General features: G+C 68.6%; 13 protein-coding genes. 10 read left to right on the top strand and 3 right to left on the bottom strand.

The window, feature by feature from the left end:
• Positions 1-144: 144 nt before the first annotated feature.
• The 6 genes from AAG688_RS11035 to AAG688_RS11010 all read left to right on the top strand — a co-directional run bounded on the left by AAG688_RS11035 (position 145) and on the right by AAG688_RS11010 (position 5,586).
• Positions 145-669 (top strand): helix-turn-helix domain-containing protein, encoded by a 525-nt coding sequence (locus AAG688_RS11035; protein WP_411832282.1) that lies wholly within the window; start codon positions 145-147, stop codon positions 667-669.
• Positions 670-799: 130 nt separating this feature from the next.
• On the top strand, positions 800-994 hold the full coding sequence (locus AAG688_RS11030) for a hypothetical protein (RefSeq protein ID WP_411832281.1): 195 nt from the start codon (positions 800-802) through the stop codon (positions 992-994).
• A gap of 272 nt (positions 995-1,266) precedes the next feature.
• The gene (locus AAG688_RS11025) at positions 1,267-3,411 is read left to right on the top strand and encodes a TonB-dependent siderophore receptor (RefSeq protein ID WP_411832279.1); all 2,145 of its coding nucleotides are present in this window, start codon (positions 1,267-1,269) and stop codon (positions 3,409-3,411) included.
• Positions 3,412-3,447: 36 nt separating this feature from the next.
• Positions 3,448-3,735, top strand: a complete 288-nt coding sequence (locus tag AAG688_RS11020; protein ID WP_411832278.1) for a hypothetical protein — start codon at positions 3,448-3,450, stop codon at positions 3,733-3,735.
• Positions 3,735-3,998, top strand: coding sequence for a hypothetical protein (locus AAG688_RS11015; RefSeq protein WP_411832276.1), 264 nt, complete (start codon positions 3,735-3,737; stop codon positions 3,996-3,998). The genes AAG688_RS11020 and AAG688_RS11015 overlap by 1 nt, the downstream gene beginning before the upstream one ends.
• A 7-nt stretch (positions 3,999-4,005) precedes the next feature.
• Positions 4,006-5,586: a PepSY-associated TM helix domain-containing protein gene (locus tag AAG688_RS11010; protein WP_411832275.1), complete on the top strand. Its 1,581-nt coding sequence runs from the start codon at positions 4,006-4,008 to the stop codon at positions 5,584-5,586.
• A gap of 176 nt (positions 5,587-5,762) precedes the next feature.
• On the opposite strand, the gene AAG688_RS11005 is transcribed toward AAG688_RS11010, so the two are convergent.
• A complete protein-coding gene (locus AAG688_RS11005; RefSeq protein ID WP_411834990.1) occupies positions 5,763-7,379 on the bottom strand; it encodes an alpha-amylase family glycosyl hydrolase in 1,617 nt (538 codons plus the stop codon).
• Between the two features lie 64 nt (positions 7,380-7,443).
• The gene (locus tag AAG688_RS11000; RefSeq protein ID WP_411832274.1) at positions 7,444-8,826 is read right to left on the bottom strand and encodes an MFS transporter; all 1,383 of its coding nucleotides are present in this window, start codon (positions 8,824-8,826) and stop codon (positions 7,444-7,446) included.
• Between the two features lie 336 nt (positions 8,827-9,162).
• Here AAG688_RS11000 and AAG688_RS10995 point away from each other — a divergent pair, with 336 nt between their 5' ends.
• Together AAG688_RS10995 and AAG688_RS10990 are read left to right on the top strand one after the other, a co-directional pair.
• Entirely contained in the window at positions 9,163-10,779 is a 1,617-nt protein-coding gene (locus tag AAG688_RS10995; protein ID WP_411834989.1) for an alpha-glucosidase, read from the top strand.
• Between the two features lie 165 nt (positions 10,780-10,944).
• Positions 10,945-13,734 (top strand): alpha-1,6-glucosidase domain-containing protein, encoded by a 2,790-nt coding sequence (locus tag AAG688_RS10990; RefSeq protein ID WP_411832273.1) that lies wholly within the window; start codon positions 10,945-10,947, stop codon positions 13,732-13,734.
• A 152-nt stretch (positions 13,735-13,886) separates the two neighbouring features.
• Here the strand turns inward: AAG688_RS10990 and AAG688_RS10985 are convergent, their stop codons facing one another.
• Entirely contained in the window at positions 13,887-16,529 is a 2,643-nt protein-coding gene (locus tag AAG688_RS10985; protein ID WP_411832272.1) for an alpha-amylase family glycosyl hydrolase, read from the bottom strand.
• Between the two features lie 218 nt (positions 16,530-16,747).
• Between AAG688_RS10985 and AAG688_RS10980 the strand changes: the two genes are divergently transcribed.
• Both AAG688_RS10980 and AAG688_RS10975 read left to right on the top strand, forming a co-directional pair.
• Positions 16,748-19,441, top strand: coding sequence for a TonB-dependent receptor (locus AAG688_RS10980; RefSeq protein ID WP_411832271.1), 2,694 nt, complete (start codon positions 16,748-16,750; stop codon positions 19,439-19,441).
• A gap of 160 nt (positions 19,442-19,601) precedes the next feature.
• Positions 19,602-19,997, top strand: coding sequence for a hypothetical protein (locus tag AAG688_RS10975; RefSeq protein WP_411832270.1), 396 nt, complete (start codon positions 19,602-19,604; stop codon positions 19,995-19,997).
• Positions 19,998-20,008 lie beyond the last annotated feature (11 nt).

Below are 20,008 nucleotides of genomic sequence, written 5' to 3'. Positions count from 1 at the left end.
CGTAGTGCGAATAAATGGCGTCTATCTACGGGGCAAATATCCGCACATCTGCGGCGCATGTCAAGCAGAAATGCGGTTCCGATTCGAAGAAATGCAGGGTTGGCTAGAAAAAGTGCGAATCATCCTTTCAAATCAGGCATTTAGATGACAATCGGAACGAGCGATGGCCGTTACGATTTGGTTCCGATTCCGGCAAGGGGAATCGGAACTAGAATTTCTGCGGCTCTGGATAAGCTGGGCACTAGAAAAACTGCGGCTTCATCGCTGGGGGTCTCGGTGGACTCCTTGGCCCGCTATGTGCGCGAAGACAACATGCCGCCCTTCGACGTGGTCGCTCGGCTCTGTCTATCCACAGGGTTCAGCATGGAGTGGCTAGCAACGGGTATTGAGCCGCCGAAAGCCGCGCCACAGATGGCTTCTCAGGCCGTGCGACCCGAAGTTGTCAGCCTTGCCGTCCAACTGGCTGAGGAGGCGTTGGAGGGAGGACGACTGGAACCGGCCGATTACGGCCAACTGGTTGCGCTGATCTACGACGCCCTGGTCAATGGCCTGCCAAGCGCCCAGGTGCTGGCGTTCGCACGACCCGCTGCACGCGGGTTTTCCAGGGGGAAAGAGGATGCCGCACAGGGCATGGGTGGATCAGGTAAGGGAACTGCTGGCAAAGGCTAAAACGCCCCGAAACGCGACGTTCGACAATCTAGGGGCCTTGAAGTGCAGCATTGACGGGGCGCTGGCCGCCGCTGACGCGGCCCGGCAGGAGCCGCACCCTACACCTTTCCCCATTCGGCGGCGCAACCTAATGGCGCAGATCGGCCTGAAAGCCAAGCACTACGGGCTTTCGGACGAAGTTCAAGCCTTCATCTATGCTGCCGGCTTTCGGGTCATCCAGGAATTGGACAACGACCAGCTCGACGCCCTGAACACATGGTTGGCCCAGTGGGTGGACAGCATGCAAACGGCGTGTGACTCTCCGTATGCCCCACCAGCCCGTTGAGGCCGCTTTACTGGGCATTCGAACGGCCGTCTAATCCAGACGGCCGTTTCTCATTTCATGTGTCCATTTCGGACTTTTCGCCGGATTTCGCAAACCAGAGCCACACGCGCGGCACAAGGTGCGAATCGGCCTGAAACCCTGAAACGACGGGCCTTTCGTGCCATTTTTTTCCGCCTTATTCCGCCTTATCCCGGTTTCTCAATCCAAGAGTCCCCGCACAACAGGCATGCCGGATGACCGACCCCGTCCCCATTCCCGCAGGTTTTTCCCCCATGCCATCGCTTTCCGCGCCGCACCGCGCCAACGTCCATCCGCTGACCCTGGCCCTGCGCATCACGCTGGCCGCTCCCTTGTCCTTGCTCGTCGCGTTGCCGTTGGCCGCCGCCGCGCAGTCCGCGCCCGCGGCCGACGAGGCGGTCACGCTGGACGCCGTGCAGGTGCAGGCGCCGATCGCGCGCAGCACCGGCATCGCCACCAAGACGGCGACCTCGCTGAAGGAGATCCCGCAGTCGATCTCGGTGGTCACCGACCGGCAGATGCGCGATCGCGGCATCCACGGCGTGGAGGAGGCGGTGTGGTTCACCGCCGGCGCGCAGGGCGGCGGCTACGGCAGCGACACCCGCAGCGACTGGCTGCTGGTGCGCGGCTTCACCCCGGCGCGCTACATGGACGGCCTGGCGCTGCCGGAAGGCTCCGGCACCGGCATCACCCGCATCGAGCCCTACGGCATGGAGCGGGTCGAGGTGCTGAAGGGGCCGGCCTCGGTCAACTATGGCGCGATGCCGCCCGGCGGCCTGCTCAACTACGTCAGCAAGCGCCCGGTCGAGGACGCGCTGCGCGAAGTGGAGGTGCAGGTCGGCAGCGACGACCTGCGCCAGCTGGCCGTCGATTTCGGCGGCGCGCTGAACGAGGGCGGCACGCTGCTGTACCGCCTGACCGCGCTGGGCCGCAACAGCGACACGCCGGTCGACTTCATCCACGACGACCGCTACTACTTCGCCCCGGCCATCACCTGGAAGCCGGACCAGGCCAACGAACTGACCGTGCTGGCGCGCTGGCAGAAGGCCGACACCAAGGGCGGCGCCGGCTTCCTGCCGGCCGAGGGCACGCTGCTGCCCAACCCGAACGGCCGGATCCGCGCCAGCCTGTATACCGGCGAGCCGAACGCCAACGACTACGTGAAGACGATGAAGTCGCTGGGCTACGAGTTCCGCCACGACTTCGGCGGCGGGGTGGCGTTCCAGCAGAGCGCGCGGCTGACCGATGCCGAAGTGGAGCCCGGCGTGTCGGTCGGCGCGTTCGGCCTGCTCGCCGACCAGCGCAGCCTGTTCCGCTACCTGTGGTCCACGCGCGAGGACGAGATGGTGCTTGGCCTGGACAACAACCTGCAATGGCGCTTCGCCACCGGCCGCGCCGAGCACACGCTGCTGACCGGGCTGGACTACCGCCGCACGCGCTGGAGCTACGACTCCAACTTCGTGTTCGCGGCGACCCCGCTGGACGTGTTCGATCCGGTCTACGGTTCGATGCCGGACCTGCGCCCGGACTTCGATCCGGCCACCACCGCCGGCACGCGGCAGACGCAGTCGCAGCTGGGCCTGTACGTGCAGGACCAGATCAAGCTGGACCGCTGGGTGTTCACCGTGGGCGGGCGGCAGGACTGGGTGGGCACCGACAACAACGGCGGCCACCAGAGCGACGACCAGTTCTCCGCGCGCGTGGGCGTGAACTACCTGTTCGACAACGGGCTGGCGCCGTACGTGGGCTGGTCGCAGTCGTTCCAGGCCACGGTGGGCGCGGATTTCTTCGGCAACGCCTTCGTGCCGACCACCGGCGAGCAGATCGAGGCCGGCCTGAAGTACCAGCCGGCCGGCGGCAACGTGCTGGCCACGCTGGCGCTGTACGAGATCACCCAGCGCAACACGCTGACCGTGGATCCGGATCACACCCTGTTCTCGATCCAGCAGGGCCAGACCCGGGTGCGCGGCGCCGAGCTGGAAGGGCGCTGGAACATCGGCCGCGGCTTCAGCGTGTACGGCGCCTACGCCTACATCGATTCGGAAGTGACCCGCAGCAACGATCCCGCCACGCTGGGCAAGGAAATCGCGCTGCAACCCCGGCACGCCGCCTCGCTGGGCGCGGACTACACGATCACCGGCGGCGCGCTGGCCGGCCTGGGCTTCGGCGCCGGCGTGCGCCATACCGGCGAGCACTACGGCGATGCGCGCAACGAATGGCAGACGCCCTCGTACACGCTGTTCGACGCCGCCGTGCGCTACGACTTCGGCAACTGGCGCCTGCAGCTCAACGTGCAGAACGCGGCCGACAAGGAATACGTCAGCGCCTGCAACGCCATCTACTGGTGCTACTACGGCTACGCGCGCACGGTCACCGCGACGGCGCGCTACCAGTGGTAGCGCGCTGAACGACGCCGCCACGGGCCAGCCGACGCCATGCCTCCTTTCATCCCGATCGCCGCCTTCGCCGCCGCCGTGTCCTCGGCGGCGGCGCTGTACGCCGGCTCGCGCCATTGCCGCTGGGCGTCCTGGCGCAGGCTGGGCCGTGCCGGCCGGTGGATCGGCCTGGCGCTGGCCGCAGTTTCGCTGGCGCTGTGGATCGCAGCGCTGGGCGCGGGCGCCGGCCTGTGCGCGATGCTGGGCACCTGGATGCTGGCGCTGACGGGCCTGCCGTACCTGGCCGGCCTGTCGGCGGCGCCGGCTGGCAATGGGGAGGACGGCTGATGTGGGGCCGCGCGAGCGCCGGCATCGTGCCCGGCTTCTTCCTGAGCGCCGCGCTGGTCGGCCTGGCGAGCTGGCTGCTGCCGGGGCCGTGGCAGTCCACGCTGGTGGCGGGCGCGCTGGCGTTCTTCCCGGTCTGGGTGGGCGTGTTCTGCCTGGGCTTCCTGTTCCGCAGCGGCGCGCGCGCGTGGATCGCCTACGGCGCGTTCGCGGCGGCGGGACTGCTGCTGCTGTGGGCGCTGCGGCAGTGGCAATGGGTGCAGTAGGGCGATGATGAAACTGAAATCCTCCACGCTGCGCACCTTCACCACGCTGCACACCTGGGTCGGCCTGGTGGCCGGCTTCGCGCTGTTCGTGGCGTTCTACGCCGGCGCGATCACCGTTTTCCACCACGACCTGATGACCTGGCAATCGCCGCATGCGGCGGACCGGCCGATGGAAACGCTGGAGGACGCGCAGGCGCTGCTGGACGAAACGCTGGAGCGGCATCCGGACGCGCGCGCATGGGTGGGCATGATGTTCCCCGGCGAGGAATCGGCGCAGGCCGCGATCTACTGGCCCGACGCGCAGGGCGCCTGGCACTACGCCAGCCGCGACAACCCGCGGGGCAGCGGGCAGCCGCCCTCGGCCGAACTCTCCGAACTGGTCAACGCCCTGCATTACTCGCTGGGCATTCCGCTGGCCGGCACCTACCTGATGGGCATCGTCAGCCTGCTGTACGGCGTGGCGCTGGTGTCGGGCCTGGTCATCCACCTGCCGAAGCTGGCGGAGGATCTGTTCGCGCTGCGGCGCGGCCGCAACCTCAAGCGCTTCTGGCAGGACGCGCACAACGTCATCGGCGTGCTCAGCCTGCCGATGCACGTCATGTTCGCCGCGACCGGCGCGCTGCTGTGCCTGGTGATGGTGCTGGCGCTGGCGCTGGACCCGCTGATCTACGGCGGCAAGCTGATGGAGGCGATGCCGGCCGCGCTGGACACCGCGCCGCAGGTGGCCGCCGCCGGTAAACCCGCCGCGCTGGGCGGCGTGGCGATGTGGCATGCGCGCGCGAGGGAAGTGGCGGCGGAGCAGGGCATCGCCGGGTTCGAGCCGGCCTACCTGAAGCTGACCCATGCCGGCGACGCCAACGCCATCGTCGAGGTCACCGGCGAGGCGCCGCGCACCCTGGGCGCGCTCGGCGCGGTGGCGCTGGACGCCAGCACCGGCCGCCTGATCGCCTCGCAGTTGCCCGGCCGCCGCGACGCCAACCACGCCACCCTGTCGATCGCCTACCTGCTGCACTTCGGCGAGTACGGCAACGCCTGGGTGCAATGGCTGTACTTCCTGCTCGGCCTCGGCGGCGCGTTCCTGTTCTATTCGGGCAACCTGCTGTGGATCGAGTCGCGGCGCAAGCGCCGGCAGCAGGTTCAGGGCCGCGCGCAGCTGTGGATGGCGCGCGCGACGGTGGGGTTCTGCATCGGCGTGTGCGTGGCGATCTCGGCCGCGTTCGTCGCCGCGCAGGCGCTGGAGTGGCGCGGCGCGGATTGGGGCGTCGGCGTGGGCGCGGGCGTGCAGTGGGCCTGCTTCGCCACCTGGGCGCTGTGCCTGCTGTGGGCCGCCATGCGGCCGCCGCTGCGCGCCGCGCGCGAGCTGCTGTGGCTGGCCGCGCTGGTCACCGCGCTGGTGCCGGTGGCGCACGGTCTGGCGACCGGCTGGTGGCTGTGGAAGAGCATGGCGGCCGGGCATATGGCGCTGTTCGCCATCGACGCCGGTGCGCTGGCGATGGCCTTCGGCTTCGCCTGGCTGGCGCGCATGACCGCCAAACGGGCGCGCAGCGGCGAGCCGAACAGCGTGTGGGCGCTTCCGCGTACTGCCTAGCCGGAATGTGGGATGTGGGAGCGACGTCAGTCGCGACGCGCTACCGGCATGTGGGGACTGCCAGAGCGGCAGTCACGCAGTCATGGCAGACATGCCGCCTTCAATCCCTTGCGTATTTCCGGGAATCCCTCGGGCATCCGTCGCGACTGACGTCGCTCCCACAACAGGTTGCGGGGTCAGTCGGCTTTCGGCGACTTGCGCGCCATCAGATCGTCCAGGCGCCGGCGGGTGTCCTCGCGGGTCAGCGGCCGGTCGAACAGGAACACGCGCACCCCATGCGCCGGCACGTCCGCCTGCAAGCGTCCGCGCACGCGCTGGGTGCGGCCGCTGAAGGCGTCACGCCACGGGCCGTCCTCCAGGTATTCCTCGACCGCCATGCGCCGGGGCGCGTCACCCTTGTTCAGCAGCACCAGCGCGGTCTGCCGTTGCCCGTCCTTCTGGTAGATGCGGTAGAACACCGCCTCGTCGCCCTTCAGGCGCACGTTGAGCTGCAGCCCGCGTTGCAGCGCGACCGAGGACTGGCGCAGCCGGGCGATGCGCCGCAGCGGCCCGAAGATCGGGCTTTGCGGCGCGGCGTCGATGCGTTCCTGGCCGAAGTAGTTGCGGTTGCCGGCGTGCTCGGCGCGGCCGCGCATGAAGCCGGTCTCCGAGCCGTAGTAGATCACCGGGATGCCGCGCGCGGTGAACAGCCAGTGGTGCGCGTCGATGAAGCCTTCGTCGCCGGCGTCCATGCGCGGCATGTCGTGGTTGTCGTAGAAGGTCATCAGATCGTAGGGATTGGCGTAAGGGCCGTCCTCCAGGTACAGCGCCGGCTCCAGCGCGGCGAAGTCGCCATCGGGCTTGCCGAACACCTCCACCAGCCTGGCCTTGAGCGGGAAATCCAGCACGCTGATGCCGCCGTTGCGTTGCCAGGTGTGCGCGGCGATGCGCGCGGCGTCGTGGTCGAAGTTCTCGCCGAACATGAAGAGCCCCGGACGCGAAGCGCGCAGGCGATCGGCGAACGCCTTCCAGAAGCGGTGCGGCATCCAGCCGATGGTGTCGATGCGCAGCGCGTGCGCGCCCTGATCCAGCCACTGCGCGTAGGCGCCGGCCAGGTAGTCCAGCACGGCCGGATTGTCCTCGGCGAAGTCGGACAGCTCGGCCACGCCGGGCCGGGCGTTGTAGAAGCGGTGCAGGGGATTGCTCGCCGGATCCAATTGCTCCGGCGGCAGGTTCTGGTGATCGGCCAGCAACTCCCCGTCCTTGCCGTAAACCTTGCCGAACTGCGGCTGCGGCGACGGCATCGTGTAGGCCGGCGAGCCGTGGTTGGTCACGATGTCCAGCACCACCTTCAGGCCGTGATCGCCCATCGCGCGGGTGAAACCGGCGAAGTCCAGGCCGGGGCTGGGCAGGTGCTCGTCCAGCCGGTAGAAGTCGATGCCCCAGTAGCCGTGGTAGCCGGTCTTGCCGCGGTCGGTCCAGAAGCTGCCCCAGCTGGCCGGCTTGCCGCCGCCGAAGTGCTGGTCGGGCTGGTCGACGATCGGCGTGATCCACACCGAGGTGAAGCCGAGATCGCGGATGTAGCCGGCGTTGTCGACGATGCCCCTGAAGTCGCCGCCGAGGTAGCCGATGTTGTCGCTCTCGCCGTCGGGGCCGGGGATGCGCTGGTCGAAGGTCGGGTACGGGCCGCCCTGGTCGCGGTGATCGTTGGACGGATCGCCGTTGACGAAGCGATCGGTCAGCACGAAGTACACCGCCTCGCCGGCGAACGGCTCCAGCGTGCCGTAGTAGTCGTCGCCGGAAGCCGCCGCCACCGGCGCCAGCGCGGCCAGCAGCGCGGCGGAAAGCATGCGTGCCGGGACTTTCATGCGCGCCTCCTCAATGGCCGGCCGCGGCCAGCGGCGCGGCGATCGCCGGCTCGCGCACGCGGTACAGGCAGAGCGCGCCGAGCAGCAGGCTGGCGCCGCTGATCACCAGCGCGTAGATCGGCTGGTTGCCGAACAGGTGGCGCACCACCGGGCCCAGCAGCGTCGCCGCGACGATCTGCGGGATGACGATGAACATGTTGAAGATGCCCATGTAGATGCCCATTCGATCCGCCGGCAGGTGGCTGGCCAGCAGCGCGTAGGGCATCGACAGGATGCTGGCCCAGGCCACGCCGACCAGCGCGAACGACAGGATCAGCCAGGCCGGCTGCGCGACGAACCACATCGACAGGAAGCCGATGCCGCCCAGGCCCAGCGCGAAGAAGTGCACGGCCCTGCGGTTGAGCGGCCGGCGCGCGGCGTAGAAGCTCAGCAGCAGCGCCACCGCCATCGACGACAGCCCGTAGTAGCCCATGTAGGAGCCGACCAGGTCGGCCGCGTTCTGGAACGCGGCGTTGGCGCCCTGGAAAGCGGCCGCCGAGGCGGGAATCGCCATGTCGAACAGCGCCGGATCCGGCGCCGGCGCCTTGAACACGTGCTCGGTCAGCGCCGGCGTGGCCATGCTCCACATCGCGAAAAACGCCAGCCAGCTGAAGAACTGCACGACGCCGATGCTGAGCATCTGCGGCGGCATCGCGCCAATGTGGCGGAGGATCTCGGCAAGGAAGTTGCCCTGCGCGCCGCGCTGGCGCCGGAACGCCTCCATGTCCTCCGGCGGATGCTCGCGGGTGGTGAACACGGTGACCAGGATGCTGGCCAGGAACACGAACGCGCCGATCGCGAAGGCGATCTTCACCGATGGCGGCACCACGCCCGGGCCGGCCTCGTTGGGCACGCCGAGCTGGTTGACGAACCACGGCAGGTTGCTGGCCACCCAGGTGCCGATGCCGATGATCAGCGTCTGCAGCACGAAGCCGTAGGCGCGCTGGCTCTCGTCCAGCTTGTCGGCCACCAGCGCGCGGAAAGGCTCCATGCTGACGTTGATGGAGGCGTCCAGCACCCACAGCAGGCCGGCCGCCATCCACAGCGTCGGCGAGTGCGGCATGAACAGCAGCGCGATCGAACTGAGGATCGCGCCGGCCAGGAAGTAAGGACGCCGCCGGCCCAGCCAGGGATGCCAGGTGCGATCGCTGAACCAGCCGATGATCGGCTGCACCAGCAGCCCGGTCAGCGGCGCGGCGATCCACAGCAGCGGCAGCTGGTCCTTGTCGGCGCCGAGCGTCTGGAAGATGCGCGACATGAAGCCGCCCTGCAGCGCGAAGCCGAACTGGATGCCGAGGAAGCCGAACGACATGTTCCAGATCTGCCAGAAGGACAGGGTGGGCTTGGCGGTCATGCGGGTTCCGGCGGTCGCGTGGGTCGGCGCATCTTGCAGGCAACGTGCGGCGATTCCATGCTGCAGCGCAAACATCCTGGCGCATGTGGCGGCGCCGCCGTCGCGCGCCGGCAATCGTCCCGCGCAGGTCGCAAGTGCGCGCCGTTGCTGGGGATTTTGCGCTCGTCGCGCGTTGCCGGGCGCGCGCTTCCCGCGATCGCGCATGCGCTCGCCGCGCGCGGCTGCATACGTATTCATCGGCACCCATCGCCGATGCGGTTCGCCAGCGCGGGCATGGCATGGAATAGTGCGCGCGCCAAGCGCTGGACGGCGCGCATCGATGGACACGGGCAGGCGATGAAGAAAGACAACTGGTGGCGCGGCGCGGTGATCTACCAGATCTACCCGCGCAGCTTCCTCGATACCAACGGCGACGGCGTCGGCGACCTGCCGGGCATCGTCGAGAAGCTGGACTACGTCGCCAGCCTGGGCGTGGACGCGATCTGGATCTCGCCGTTCTTCAAGTCGCCGATGGCCGACTTCGGCTACGACATCGCCGACTACCGCGACGTCGATCCGCTGTTCGGCACGCTGGCCGATTTCGATCGCCTGCTGGCGCGGGCGCACGCGCTCGGCATCAAGGTGATGATCGACCAGGTGCTGAGCCACTGCTCGGCCGAGCATCCCTGGTTCAGGGAGAGCCGCGAGAGCCGCGACAACCCGAAGGCCGACTGGTACGTGTGGGCCGATCCGAAGGAGGACGGCACCCCGCCCAACAACTGGATGTCGCTGTTCGGCGGCGTGGCCTGGCGCTGGGAGCCGCGCCGCGAGCAGTACTACTTGCACAACTTCCTGGCCTCGCAGCCGGACCTGAACTTCCACAACCCGCAGGTGCGCGAGGCGACGCTGGACAATGTGAAGTTCTGGCTGGACAAGGGCGTGGACGGCTTGCGGCTGGACGCGATCAACTTCTGCTTCCACGACGCGCAACTGCGCGACAACCCGCCCAAGCCCAAGGACAAGCGGGTGGGCCGCGGCTTCAGCCCCGACAACCCCTACGCCTACCAGTACCACTGGTACAACAACACGCAGCCGGAGAACGTCGGCTTCCTCGAGGATCTGCGCCGGCTGCTGGATCGCTATCCGGACGCCGCCGCGCTGGGCGAGATCTCCTCGGAGGACTCGCTGGCCACCACCGCCGAGTACGTCGGCGATCGCCGCCTGCACATGGGCTACAGCTTCGAGCTGCTGACCGACGACTTCAGCGCCGCGTACATCCGCGCCACGGTCGAGCGGCTGGAAGCGGCGATGGCGCACGGCTGGCCGTGCTGGGCGGTATCCAACCACGACGTGCAGCGCGCGGTGACGCGCTGGAGCGGAGGGCACGCCTCGCCGCAGCTGGCCGCGCAACTGGTCGCGCTGGTGTGCTCGCTGCGCGGATCGGTCTGCCTGTACCAGGGCGAGGAACTGGGACTGCCGGAGGCCGAGGTGCCGTTCGAGGCGTTGCAGGATCCCTACGGTAAGGCGTTCTGGCCCAACTTCAAGGGCCGCGACGGCTGCCGCACGCCGATGCCGTGGACCGGCGACGAGCACGCCGGCTTCAGCCCGGGCCTGGGCTGGCTGCCGATCCCGGCCGAGCATCGCGCGATGAGCGTGGCGGCGCAGGAGGCCGATCCGGCTTCGGTGTTGAACGCGGTGCGCGGCTTCCTGACCTGGCGCAGGCGGCAGCCGGCGCTGCAGTACGGCGCCATCGCCTTCCTCGACGCGCCCGAGCCGGTGCTGGCGTTCCGCCGCGATGCCGGGGGGCAGTCGCTGCTGGCGGCGTTCAACCTGTCGCCGGAGGCGGTCGAGTGGACGCTGCCATCGGGTTCGAGCGTGCAGGCGCTGGACGATCACGGCCTGCCCGCGGGGCAGGTGGACGAAGGCCGCCTGCGCCTGCCCCCGCGTGGCGTGTTCTATGCGCGTATCGAGTGAAGGTCATCGGATTTTCCCTTCCCCCGCAAGCGGGAGAAGGAAACGAACACGGCATGTGTTGGTAACCAGCAGCCTTTCCCTTCCCCCGCTCGCGGGGGAAGGTGCCCGAAGGGCGGATGGGGGCAGGCCGATCGCCACGACGCATGGGATAGCACGGAAATGACGATGAAGAAGCAGGCAGTCCATGTCTCCCGCCGCATCATCGCGGGAACGGCGACCATGCTGGGATTGGGCTTGTTGTTGTCGCCATCGTACTCGATGGCCTCGGCACCCACCCCAGCGACACTGGCCGATTGCGACGGTGAAAATTTAGCCACCACCTTGCAGGCCAGCGCCGATCCCGACATCGATCGCCAGGCGCGCGCCTACTGGCTGGACCGCGGCCTGATCAGCTGGCCCGGGATGGCGCAGGAAGGACGCTACCGCCTCTACCACTCGTCCACCGCCAGCCTCGTCGTCCGGCAGGGCAAACGGCCGAAGGGCGCGGAAGAGATATTGTCGCTATCGCCGCGCAAGGAACCGCCGCCGCCGCCGCTGGCCGAACGCTTCCGCTTCATCGGCGGCGGCGTGGAGCTGTCGCTCGCCGCGCAGGATCGCGCGCGCGTGCCGGATCTGCTGCGCGGGCAACTGCTGCTGGTGCGCGAGGACGCGCAGGGCCGCGTCGAGGCGTTCACCGCCTTGCAGCATCCCGGCGCGCTGGACGATCTGTACGCCGATGCCGCGCAGGCGTCGGATCTCGGGCCGATCATCGACGCGGAAGCCACCTCGCTGAAGCTGTGGGCGCCGACCGCGCGCGCGGTCTCGGCCTGCCTGTTCGACGGCGGCGAAGGCAAGGCGACCGCGCTGCATGCGCTGCAGGAAGACGCGCGGACCGGCATATGGTCCTGGCGAGCACCACGGGATCTCTCCGGCCGCTACTACGTCTACCTCGTGGATGTGTACGTGCCGGGCACGGGCGTGGTGCGCAACCGGGTGACCGACCCGTATTCGATCGGCCTGGGCGCCGACTCGCGGCGCAGCTACCTGGCCGATCTCGATGCGCCCGCGCTCAAGCCGGCGGGCTGGGATGACGCGCCGCGCCCGGATCGGGTCAAGGCGCAGACCGACATGGTCGTCTACGAACTGCACGTGCGCGACTTCTCCATCGGCGACGCCAGCGTGCCGGCGAAGCATCGCGGCAAGTACCTGGCCTTCGCCGAATCCGAATCGGACGGCATGCGCCACCTGCGCGGGCTGTCGCAGGCGGGCCTGACCGACGTCCACCTGCTGCCGGTGTTCGACATCGCCACCATTCCCGAGCGCGGCTGCGAAACGCCGCAGGTGCCGGCGGCCGCGCCGGACAGCGACGCGCAGCAGGCCGCGGTGATGGCGCTGGCCGCGCGCGACTGCTTCAACTGGGGCTATGACCCGTACCACTTCAACGCGCCCGAAGGCAGCTACGCCAGCGACGCCGGCGACGGCGCGCGCCGCATCGTCGAGTTCCGGCAGATGGTGATGGCGCTGAACCGCATCGGCCTGCGCGTGGGCATGGACGTGGTCTACAACCACACCAGCGCCTCGGGCCAGCATCCGCATTCGGTGCTGGACCGGATCGTGCCCGGCTACTACCAGCGCCTGGACGCGGACGGCCGGGTCGAGCGCTCCACCTGCTGCGATAACACCGCCACCGAACACCGGATGATGGCCAGGCTGATGATCGATTCGGCCGAACTGTGGACGCGGCACTACCGCATCGATTCGTTCCGCTTCGATCTGATGGGCCACCAGCCGCGCGCGGCGATGGAAGCGCTCCAGCGCCGCGTCGATGCGGTCGCCGGCAAGCCGGTGCAACTGATAGGCGAGGGTTGGAACTTCGGCGAGGTGGCCGACGGCGCGCGCTTCGTGCAGGCTTCGCAGGCGTCGTTGAACGGGTCCGGTATCGGCACCTTCAGCGATCGCGCGCGCGACGCGCTGCGCGGCGGCGGCCCGGCCGACAATGGCGAGGCGCTGGTCGCCGAGCAGGGCTGGCTGAACGGGTTGATCTACGCGCCGAATGCCGCGGCGGATCCGGCGCGCCCGCGCGAGGATCTGCTCAAGGCGGCCGACATGGTGCGGGTCGGTTTGGCCGGCACGCTGCGCGACTATCGGCTGACCGCCTACGATGGACAGGAACGCACGCTGGCCGGGATCGACTACAAGGGCCAGCCGGCCGGCTACGCCAGCGCGCCGGCCGAGGTCGTCAACTACGCGGACAACCACGACAACCAGACCCTGTTCGACATCAACGCCTTCAAGCTGCCGCGCGATACCCCGGCTGCGGACCGCGCGCGTGTGCAGGCGCTGGGCATGGCGATCGTCGCCTTCAGCCAGGGCGTGGCGTATTTCCACGCCGGCATCGAAACGCTGCGATCCAAGTCGCTGGATCGCAACAGCTACGATTCCGGCGACTGGTTCAACCGGCTGGACTGGACCTACCGCGAAAACTTCTTCGGCACCGGCCTGCCGCCGGCGTCCGACAACGCCGCGAGCTGGCCGCTGATGCGGCCGCTGCTGGCCGATGCGTCGATACGCCCGCGGCCGGAGGACATCGCCTTCGCGCGCGACGCGTTCCGCGATCTGCTGCGCATCCGCGCCAGTTCGCGGCTGTTCCGGCTGGAGAGCGCCGCGGAAGTCCAGCGCCGCCTGCGCTTCCCCGACAGCGGGCCGGCGCAGAATCCGCTGGTGATGGCGGGGCATCTGGACGGCGAGGGCCTCGACGACGCGGGCTTCCGCGAGATCCTCTACCTGGTCAACGTCTCGCCGCAGGCGCAGACGCTGACGCTGGACGGGCATGCCGGCAAGCGCTACGTGCTGCACCCGGTCCATCGCACGGCCGGTGCTGCCGATGCACGGCCGCGCGAGCAGGCGCGCTATGACGCGGCCGACGGAAGCTTCAGCGTGCCGGCGCGCACGGCTGTGGTGTACGTGGTCGAATAGGCGAGATGATGGATAACTTCTTCTGGATGTAGAGCCCTGCAAGAAACCTTCATTCGTCATCCCCGCGAAGGCGGGGACCCAGCGACTTTCCTGGCCCTTTCAGGGCAGGGAATCCCCGCCTTCGCGGGGATGACGATTAAGAATTCGCGGGACTAAGGCACCACGATGACCCGCGTATCGTCCATCACCAGCGGATCCCGTTCGCCGTCGCCGCCACCGAATCCGTACGGCTGCGCCTGCGGCGACAGCGAGCGGTAGCGGCCGTCGTAGTCCCAGGCGTTGACGTAGATCTTCAGGCCCGACAGCGACTCCGGATGGCCGAGCGCGCCGGCGGGGAAGATCAGCGTCAGCGTGCCGCGGGCCGCATCGGCCCGCACGCTGGCCGAGGGCGAGGCCACGCGGCCCTCGTTGCGCGCATCGGCGCCGTGCCAGGAGAACAGCGCATTGGACCAGCCGTGCATGCGCAGCCGGTAGTGCCAGCGCATGCCTTCGGGCAGTGAGGCGTTCTGCAGCGGCATCAGCGTGCTGCCGCCTGCGCGATCCGGCAGGCCGAGGAAGACGGTGAACGCGGCATGGTCGAAGCCATTGGCCGGATTCCACAGCGTCAGCAGGCGCGACATCCGCAGTTCCAGCTTCAACGCGCCGCCGGCGCCGTAGGCACGCACGCCGCGGATGTCGAGCGGGCGGTGATCGCGCCAGCCCGGGTCGGTGGGATAGGCGTAGCGGCCGTCGGGACCGTGGTCGTCGTGCGCGGGATCCTCATGGTCGGCCAGCAGGGTCCAGGGCTGCTCGACGCGGAACTCGCGCGCGGCGGAGGCCACATCGCGCGCCGCATCCCAGGCCACCAGCCGATGGACGACGGCGGCGTCCAGCATGTCGCGCGTGGCCACCGTCGCGCGCCAGCGACCGGCATCGTCGGTGCGCACGCGCACGGCGCGTGCGATGTCGCCATCGACGACCAGTTGCAGCGACGCGCCTGGCGCAGCTCGTCCGGAAACTTCGAAGTCGCCCCGCAACGGCATCGCGGCAAGCGGATCCATCGTCGGCCTGGAGGCGAAGGCGCGCGCGCGTTCCTCCGGCGCGGTCGCCGCGGCGATCCAGACCAATCCGCTGCGCGCGGGCAGCACGCGGGTGAGGCGGCCGTCCGCGTCGACGGCCGCATCGACGGGATCGCCGTCGATCGAGAATGCGCCGCGCAAGCGCGTGCCCGCTGCCAGCCCGGTCGGCAGCGCGTCCATCAGCCGCTCGCCGTCGGCGGTGTTGAACACCACCAGCGCCGTTTCGCCCTGGTGATCCATGCGATAGGCCAGCACGCCAGGCCCGGCGGCATCGTCGCGCAGCACGCTCGGCGTGCCCCGCGAGAACAGCCGGTGCGTCCGGCGCAGCGCCGTGGCCTGCTGCAGGTAGCGGTATAGCGGTGCCTGCGCATCGAAGCGATCGCGGCCGCCGGAACCGTAGCCGCCGGCGAACATCGCCGCGCGCTGGCCGGTGAAGCCCTGCTCGGTGCCGTAGTAGACGGTCGGAATGCCGGGCAGGGTCATGATCAGCAGCAGCGACTGCTTCAGCGCCTCGACGCTGCCGCCGGCGAGGAAGCGATCGACGTCGTGGTTGTCGACGAAGCTCGGCATCAGGTGAGGCCGCGCGTGCATGCGCATCGTGGCGGCGATGCGGTGGCCGAGCTGCGCGGTCGGCGCGCCGCGCGCGAACACGTCGTTCAGCGTGCCGTACAGCGGGAATTGCAGCATCGACGGCAGCAGCGCACGGCCGTCGCCGCCACGCATGTAGCCGTCGATGCGCCGCATCTGCGCCTCGTCGAACGGCCGGTCGATGGCGAAGCCCTCGCCAAAGGCGAGGAAGTCGCTTCGCCCGGTCCGCCGCGCGACTTCGGCCATGCCCGGCGCGTCGGCGTCGTCGGCATGCATGAAGTCGTCGAAGTATTCCGGCGGCACGTAGAACGCGGTGTCGATGCGGAACGCGTCCACGCCGACCTCGCGTATCCAGTGGCCGTAGGCATCGCGCAGCGCGCGCCGCACCACCGGGTTCCCGGTGTTCAGGTCGTCCAGGTCGGCGAGCTGGAAATCCAGTTCCTGCCGGCGCTCGCCGAAGTCGCGGATCGCCGGCGTCCAGTGGTAGACGCCGGCTTGGCGCTGCGCGGGGTCGCGCGCGTCGTTCATGTCGAAGGGTGCGCTGCGCGGCGCCTTCCTGCCGGCCGCGTCGGCGATGCGGCGGAAGCCGTGGGCCGGGTCGTCCTCGCGCCAGTCCTCGCCGTAGCTGAAGAAGTTGGCGGTGTGGTTGACCACCACGTCCTGCACCAGGTACATGCCGGCCTCGTGCAGCGCGTGCGACAGCCGGCGGTAGTCGTCCAGGTCGCCGTAGTGCGCATCGACGGCCTCGAAGTCCTCGGCCCAGTAGCCGTGGTAGCCGCCGTAGTTGGAGAGCGGGTCCCACCAGCGGTTGGCGACCGGCGGCGTGATCCAAACGGCGGTGGCGCCGAGCTCGCGGATGTAGCCGATGCGGCGGGCGACGCCGCGCAGGTCGCCGCCGCTGTAGCGCCGGTGGTCGGCCGGATCGTATTCGCCCGCGCCCTGGTCGTTGTTGGACGGATCGCCGTCGTCGAAGCGATCGATCATCAGGAAGTAGACGATCTGGTCGCGCCAGTCGGGCGAGGGCACATGCAGCTTCAGCGCCTGTGCGGCGTCCACGCTCGCATCGGCAACCACCGCAGGGGCGCCGGCCTGCGCAGGCAGGGCTGTCATCCATGCGGCCAATGCCGCGGCGATCAGGCGGGTTCGCATTTCGATTCTCCTCGCGCCGGCTGCGGCGATGCCGGAACTATCGTCCAGCGATGCGCGAAACCCCTATGAATACGTATGCAAGACCGGTTTGTGCACTGCGACGCACGACTAACATGGCGGCACATTTTGGGGCGGATAGCCCCGCCATGCAGCCGAAATGCCCACTTGCACGCAGGGGCCCGGCTTTTTTCGACAACGACCTTTGGGAGAGGGTAAAAATGCAGCAACTCAAGCGCAATCTACTCAGCGCTGCACTGGCTTCGGCCATCGCCTTGACGGCCGCCGGCGTCCAGGCACAGGAAGCGACCGCGGGCGGGCAGGAGAACCCGGCGGAAGCCACCAACCTCGACAAGGTCACCGTGGTCGGCATCCGCTCGGCCATCGAGAAATCCATCGACACCAAGCAGACCTCCACCTCGATCGTCGAGGCCATTTCCGCCGAGGACATCGGCAAGCTGCCCGATTCCAGCATCGCCGAGTCGATCGCGCGCCTGCCGGGCCTGACCGCGCAACGCGAGCGCGGCCGCGCGGCCCAGATCAACATCCGTGGTTTTGCCGGCGACTTCTCCACCGCCACGCTGAACGGGCGCGAGCAGGCCAGCACCGGCGACAACCGTGGCGTCGAGTTCGACCAGTATCCGTCCGAACTGCTCAGCCAGGTCGTCGTCTACAAGACCCCCGACGCGGCGCTGGTCGGCCAGGGCCTGTCGGGCACCGTGGACCTGCAGACGGTGCGCCCGCTGTCGTTCTCCGAGCGGGTGATGAGCTTCAACGCGCGCTATGACCAGAACAAGATCCGCGACCAGAAGGAAAACGGCTACCGCTTCAGCGCGACCTACGTCGACCAGTTCGCCGACGACACCCTCGGCCTGATGCTGGCGGTGTCGAAGATGGACAGCCCGCAGCCCGGCTACCAGAACGAGGTCTGGGGCTTCACCGACGGTCCCAACGGCACCACCGTGCTGGGCGGCGGCAAGCTCTACCGGTTCGACAACAACCACGAGCGCACCGGCGTCGCCGCGACCCTGCAGTTCAAGCCCAACGACGTCTACGAGGGCACGTTCGACTGGTTCTACTCGAAGTTCGAGAAGACCGAGATCAAGACCGGCATGGAGTTCGGCACGATCTGGGGCTCCGGACAGCTGCGCCCCGGCTACACCGTCGCCGGCAACAACACCATCACCAACAGCGTCTGGGACAACGTCTCGCCGGTGCTGCGCATGGACAGCAACCCGATCGACGACCGCCTGAACTCGATCGGCTTCAACAACAAGTTCCACGTCGGCGACCACTGGCTGATCAACGCCGACGCGTCGATCTCCGAGGTGGAGCGCAAGTTCCGCGTGCTCGAGACCTATGCCGGCCTCTCGACCAACAACGGCTACACCACGCTGGACATATCGCTGGATCCGAGCCGCCTGTACTACAACTACGTGCTCGGCGCGAACTTCGACGACCCGGGCGCGCTGGTGCTGACCGATGCCGGCGGCTGGGGCCAGGACGGCTACATCAAGGACTTCGAGGTCAACGACAAGCTGCGCGCGTTCCGGCTGAACGCGATCCGCAGCTTCGACGACAGCTTCGTCAGCAACATCGACTTCGGCGCCAACTACAGCAAGCGCACCAAGGACAAGAGCTCGATCGAGGCCAAGCTGTGCCTCACCGACTGCACGGGCGGGCGCTTCGGCGTCACCGCGCCGTTCCCGGGCAGCATCCAGGACTTCGACTTCGGCGGCATCGGCCGGTTCGGCATGTTCGACGCCAACCAGGTGCTGGCGTCGGGCATCTACAACTACGTCTACAACTACCACCAGGACATCGCCGCCAAGAACTGGTCGGTCGAGGAAGAACTGTCGACGTTCTACGTGAAGGCGGCCATCGACACCGACTTGGGCAGCATGCCGCTGCGCGGCAACGTCGGCGTGCAGAAGATCTACATCGACCAGTCCTCCGAGGGCTACAGCACCTTCGAGGGCAATCCGGTCGGCACCGCGGTCACCGATGGCATCGATTATTCGGTGACTTTGCCCAGCCTGAACCTGGGCCTGGAGTTCCTGCCGGAGACGGTGTTCCGCCTCGGCCTGGCCCGGCAGATGGCGCGTCCGCGCATGGACCAGCTCCAGGCCGGCATGAACGTCGGCATCGACGTGACCCGCAGCGAGTGGTCCGCGGGCGGCGGCAATCCCAGGCTGCGGCCCTGGCTGGCGGACGCCATCGACCTGTCGGTTGAGAAGTACTTCACCACCCAGGCCGGCAATCGCGGCTACCTCGGCGTGGCGTGGTTCCACAAGGATCTGAAGAGCTACATCTACAACCAGGACATCGAGTTCGACTTCGCCGGCTATCCGCTGCCGCCGCCGGCCGGGCAGACGGTGTATCCGGACTCCACGATTGGCCGCATCAACCAGCCGTTCAACGGCGAGGGCGGCACGATCAAGGGCGTCGAGCTGACCGCTTCGCTGCCGCTGGATCTGCTGTGGGCGCCGCTGAACGGGCTGGGCCTGATCGCCACCTATTCGGACACCAGCAGTTCGATCCAGCCGAACGGTCCCGGCACCAGCGAGCCGATCTCGGGCCTGTCCAAGTACGTCTCCAATGCGACGCTCTACTACGAGCGCGGCGGCTTCTCGATCCGCTACAGCCGCCGCACGCGTTCGGACTTCCGCGGCGAGACGCGCGGCTTCGGCGCCGACTACCAGACCATCAGCATCGCCGGCGAGACCGTGCAGGACGCGCAGCTGAACTACAGCTTCAACCAGGGCGCGCTGCAGGGGCTGTCGCTGTACCTGCAGGTCAGCAACATCGGCGACGAGCCCTTCGCCGCCTACAACGACGGCGACCCGGCCAACCGTCCCGAGAAGTTCTTCGAATACGGCAGGACCACGCTGCTGGGCTTCAGCTACAAGTTCTGAGTGCCGGTCACGCCGCCCTTGCGGATTCGACCGCAAGGGCGGCGCAGGCGAAGCCGCGCCATCATGGGCACGCCGATACGGATCCCGCGATGGAGAACCCGGGCCTGCGACGCCGGCCGTGATTGTTTAACACCTGCGCGCGGCGCTACCATCCGCGCCCATGTCCGTCCGCCGCCACCCGCTACTGTGCCTGCTGCGCGCGCCCGCGCTGTACGCGCTGATGCTGGCCGTGCTGGCGATGCCGATGCTGGCCGCCCTGGGCGACGTGCACGAGGCCGGGCAGGGCATGGGCCATGCGCACGACGGCGAACATGCCTCGCATCCGGCCCCTGAAGGCGGGCACGGCGACGGCCAGGGCGGCGAGCACGGCGAGGAGCGTAGCCTGCTGCACCTGCTCGTGCATGCCAGCCATTGCTGCGGCGTGCTCAGCTTCATCGCGCCCGACGCGCCGCCGCAATGGCATGGCGTCGTAATCCAGGTCCTGCAGACGCCGGCCGTGGAGATCTGGCGCAGCCTGCGCCTCGACGAGGTGTTCCGCCCCCCGATTGCGGCGTGACGCAGCCGCCG

Origin of the sequence: Pseudoxanthomonas mexicana, assembly GCF_046736355.1 — a bacterium.
Taxonomy (GTDB): Bacteria; Pseudomonadota; Gammaproteobacteria; order Xanthomonadales; family Xanthomonadaceae; genus Pseudoxanthomonas_A; species Pseudoxanthomonas_A mexicana_B.
Note: the sequence above shows the minus strand (reverse complement) of the source record. Positions and strands in the feature narration are given on the sequence as shown.

Bases quoted from the DNA above. Each gene is read 5' to 3' on its own strand.
- AAG688_RS11025 (WP_411832279.1), top strand. From the start codon at position 1,267: ATGCCATCGCTTTCCGCGCCGCACCGCGCCAACGTCCATCCGCTGACC.
- AAG688_RS11000 (WP_411832274.1), bottom strand. From the start codon at position 8,826: ATGACCGCCAAGCCCACCCTGTCCTTCTGGCAGATCTGGAACATGTCG.
- AAG688_RS10975 (WP_411832270.1), top strand. From the start codon at position 19,602: ATGTCCGTCCGCCGCCACCCGCTACTGTGCCTGCTGCGCGCGCCCGCG.
- AAG688_RS11035 (WP_411832282.1), top strand. From the start codon at position 145: ATGACAATCGGAACGAGCGATGGCCGTTACGATTTGGTTCCGATTCCG.
- AAG688_RS10990 (WP_411832273.1), top strand. From the start codon at position 10,945: ATGAAGAAGCAGGCAGTCCATGTCTCCCGCCGCATCATCGCGGGAACG.
- AAG688_RS11015 (WP_411832276.1), top strand. From the start codon at position 3,735: ATGTGGGGCCGCGCGAGCGCCGGCATCGTGCCCGGCTTCTTCCTGAGC.
- AAG688_RS11030 (WP_411832281.1), top strand. From the start codon at position 800: ATGGCGCAGATCGGCCTGAAAGCCAAGCACTACGGGCTTTCGGACGAA.
- AAG688_RS11010 (WP_411832275.1), top strand. From the start codon at position 4,006: ATGAAACTGAAATCCTCCACGCTGCGCACCTTCACCACGCTGCACACC.
- AAG688_RS10980 (WP_411832271.1), top strand. From the start codon at position 16,748: ATGCAGCAACTCAAGCGCAATCTACTCAGCGCTGCACTGGCTTCGGCC.
- AAG688_RS11020 (WP_411832278.1), top strand. From the start codon at position 3,448: ATGCCTCCTTTCATCCCGATCGCCGCCTTCGCCGCCGCCGTGTCCTCG.
- AAG688_RS10995 (WP_411834989.1), top strand. From the start codon at position 9,163: ATGAAGAAAGACAACTGGTGGCGCGGCGCGGTGATCTACCAGATCTAC.
- AAG688_RS10985 (WP_411832272.1), bottom strand. From the start codon at position 16,529: ATGCGAACCCGCCTGATCGCCGCGGCATTGGCCGCATGGATGACAGCC.